General features: G+C 63.5%; 4 protein-coding genes. 2 read left to right on the top strand and 2 right to left on the bottom strand.

Features of this window, described 5'->3' with window-relative positions; genetic code table 11:
* Positions 1 to 37: 37 nt before the first annotated feature.
* Positions 38 to 946, bottom strand: coding sequence for a class A beta-lactamase (gene bla, locus AC1DWI_RS17140; protein WP_477725282.1), 909 nt, complete (start codon positions 944 to 946; stop codon positions 38 to 40).
* Between the two features lie 109 nt (positions 947 to 1055).
* Here bla and AC1DWI_RS17145 point away from each other — a divergent pair, with 109 nt between their 5' ends.
* Positions 1056 to 1919 carry a LysR substrate-binding domain-containing protein gene (locus AC1DWI_RS17145; protein WP_477669006.1) on the top strand — a complete coding sequence of 288 codons (864 nt, stop codon included), beginning with the start codon at positions 1056 to 1058 and terminating at the stop codon, positions 1917 to 1919.
* 53 nt (positions 1920 to 1972) lie between these two features.
* Positions 1973 to 2896 carry a LysR family transcriptional regulator gene (locus tag AC1DWI_RS17150; RefSeq protein WP_477669007.1) on the top strand — a complete coding sequence of 308 codons (924 nt, stop codon included), beginning with the start codon at positions 1973 to 1975 and terminating at the stop codon, positions 2894 to 2896.
* A 3-nt stretch (positions 2897 to 2899) separates the two neighbouring features.
* On the opposite strand, the gene AC1DWI_RS17155 is transcribed toward AC1DWI_RS17150, so the two are convergent.
* A partial coding sequence (locus AC1DWI_RS17155) for an FAD-dependent oxidoreductase (protein ID WP_477725283.1) occupies positions 2900 to 3386 on the bottom strand: 487 nt, incomplete at its 5' end.

Genomic DNA, 3386 nt, shown 5'->3' on the forward strand with positions numbered 1-3386 from the left:
GCCGCCCGGAGGCGGCCAACTTTGTTGTCTCGTGTTCTCAAACCGGCGTGGCCAAAGAAGCCGCCAATTGACCGGCCTTTGCCACGATGGCCTCGCGTTCCTCCAAGGGCTTTGGGCTCTTGGTCAAATACACCGTGATCACCACAGGCGCGCATCCCGCAGGCCACAAAACGYCGATGTCGTTGGTGGTGCCATGGGCGCCTGTACCCGTCTTGTCGCCAACCAGGCAGTCCCGCGGCAGCAGGGCGCGCAATCGCCGGTCGGATGTCTTGCTGGCGATCAGCCACTGGCGCATCTGCTGGCGCGAGGTGTCTGACAGCGCATTGCCCAGCACGATTTTTTGCACGGTGCCCAGCATGGCGGCAGGCGTAGTGGTGTCGCGTGGATCGCCGGGCGTGGCTTCATTCAGCGCGGTTTCAATGCGATCCAGTCGTGTCATGCGGTCACCGAGCGCGCGCGCGTAGTCGGTCAGGCCCTTGGGCCCGCCGAAGCTGGCCAGCATCAGGTTGGCGGCCGTGTTGTCGCTGACGGTGATAGTGGCTTCGCACAACTCCGCGAGCGACATGCTGCCACCGGCTCTTGGCCCGGTGACCGGTGAATGGGAAACCAGTGCCGCGCCGTCAACAGGCAGCAGGCGGTCCAGCCGTTCCTTTCCGGTGTCTACCCGGTGCAGCACCAGCGCAGCGGCCAGCAGCTTGAAGGTGCTGCACATGGGGAAGCGTTCCGCCGCGCGGTGCCCATGCTGTACGCCGGTACCGGTGTTGAGGATGGCAACGCCCAGCCGGCCGCCGCTTTCCCGTTCAAGGGCTTTGAGCTGCGCGGCGACTGAACTGGAATCAGCGGTTTGCGTTGTGCCGCTCATGCCCCATAAATTCTGGGCATGAACTGAAGCCATGCTTGCCGCCATGAAGCTTCCCAGTGCGCCGGTAAATTGTCGTCTCTGCATCATTTTTACTCTCGGGTTGGTATGAAAGCGGTAACGATATTGAAGGGCTGCAATTCCGGCAAACGGCAATAATCGAGGCAACTCATAAGTAAATCTTGGGCTTGAACAGATGCATCTTCCTTTGAACGCCTTGCGCGCCTTTGAGGTGTCCGCGCGCCACCTGAGCTTTACACGGGCCGCCGACGAGCTGAACGTCACGCAAACCGCGATCAGCCAGCACGTCAAGAACCTGGAAGAGCGCATGGGTGTCCCACTGTTCCGGCGGCTTCCGCGCGGCCTTGCCCTGACCGATGAAGGCCAGGCGCTGTTGCCCGCGCTATCGGAATCGTTCGGCCGCATCGGCGCGTTGCTGGAGCAATTCCGTGATGGCCGTTTTCGGGAAGTGCTGAGCGTCGGGGCTGTCGGCACTTTTGCCGTGGGCTGGCTGATCCCGCGCCTGGCGGCGTTCCAGCAAGCACACCCTTTTGTTGACTTCAGGTTGTTCACCAACAACAACCGCGTGGATCTGGCCGGCGAGGGCCTGGACTACGCCATACGCTTTGGCGACGGCGCATGGCACGGCACCGAAGCCGACCTGCTTTTTCCCTCGCCGCTGTCACCCGTCTGCTCACCTGCAACAGCGTCGCGCCTTCATGAGCCTGGCGATCTGGCCGGTGAGGTGCTGCTGCGCTCTTACCGGTCCGATGAATGGGTGAGCTGGTTTGCCCTGGCCGGTGTGGACTGCCCGGTGGTCAGGGGGGCGGTGTTTGATTCGTCCCTGACCATGGCGGAAGCTGCCGCGCAGGGCGCCGGCGTTGCCTTGCTCCCTGTGAACCTGTTTGTGCGGGAGTTGCAGGAAGGGCGCCTGGCAAGGCCGTTTCCGCTGGAAATTGAAAACGGCAGTTACTGGCTGACCCGGCTCAAATCCCGGCGCGTGACGGGGGCCATGGGCGTTTTCCGTGACTGGATCACCCGCACATGCTGCGCACGATAATTGCTGTGCTGAGCCTGCACCACCCCGCCTGAACACGCACCACGGAACCACCCATGCGCCTGCGCCACATCGAAGTCTTCAACGCGGTCATGCTCACCGGCAGCGTCAGCGGAGCGGCCCGCCTGATCAATGTCACCCAGCCCGCCGTCAGCCGCATCCTGCAGCATGCCGAGTTGCAGCTGGGTTTTGCCCTCTTCCAGCGCAGCAAGGGCCGGCTGACGCCGACCTCTGAAGCGTTGACGCTGTACCCGCACATCGAGCGGCTGTTTGCCCAGCTCGATGAAGTGCAGCGCCTGGCGGCCAACTTGAAAACCGGCGAAAGCGCCAGGGAACTCCGCATCCTGACGGTGCTGGCACTCAGCTACGAAATCCTGCCCCACGCGATCAAGCTCTTTCGGGTCAAGCATGCCGATGTGGCGATTACCGTGCGGGCGTTACATTCGCCGCAAATTATCTCGGCACTGGCGCTGCAGGAGGGGGATGTCGGTTTTCTTTTCAGCCCGGCAGCGCATTCGGCGCTGGCACAGGAACACCTGGCCGACGGCCGCATGGTGTGCGTTGCACCCAAGGGCATGCTGCCTGCGCGCCTCGTCAAGCGTGGCAGTGTCACGCTTGAGGATCTCACCAAAGTACCGGTCGTYGGGCTTGATGTGATGGACCCGGTGGGCCGCAGCCTCAACCAGGCCTGCCGCGAGGCAGGGGTGGGTCTCGAATTCCATATCACCGTGCAGACCTACCATTCGGCGCTGGCGCTGGCCCACCACGGGCTGGGCATTGCGGTGATTGACACGTGCACAGCGGCGTCCGCCGACCTGACGCGTGTGGACCTGCTGGAACTGGAACCCTTGATCCCGGTGCCCATCAATGCGCTGTTGCCTGCAGGCAAACCTGGCTCGGTCATCGTGCGGTCTTTTGTGAAATGCTTCCAGCAAGCCCTGACGCAGCGCGCTTCAGCGCCCGCGCTGCGCAAAGCCTGAAGGTCAGTGCTCCAGCATGCGGCTGATGCGTTGCGCAGAGCCGAACGCCAGGGTGAAGCCCAGCGCACCATGGCCGGTGTTGAACAACAGGTTGGCCGGGCCTTTCGCGTGTGTGCCAATGACCGGCAGGCCGGTGGGCGTGGCGGGGCGCATGCCGGCCCAGGGGCTCAGGGTTTCGAAGTTGCTGCAACCTGGAAAAACCGTTTGGGTCGACGCTTTCAGCGAAGCAATCTGTGCCGGGTCGACGGCGGTGTCGTAACCCGAAAGCTCGGCCATGCCTGCCACGCGCAGGCGCGAACCGATGCGGGCGAACACCACCTTGCGAGCGCTGTCGGTCACGCTCACCTGCGGTGCTGCGCCATCGCCAGGTGCGACGTCCACCGTAACGCTGTAACCCTTCAACGGGTAGACGGGAAGGTGCACACCCAGGGTGCGCGCCATGCGCGCAGACCCGGCACCCATCGCCATCACATAGCGGTCGGCTTCGAGA

It is taken from the genome of Polaromonas sp. P3_C2 (assembly GCF_056402675.1).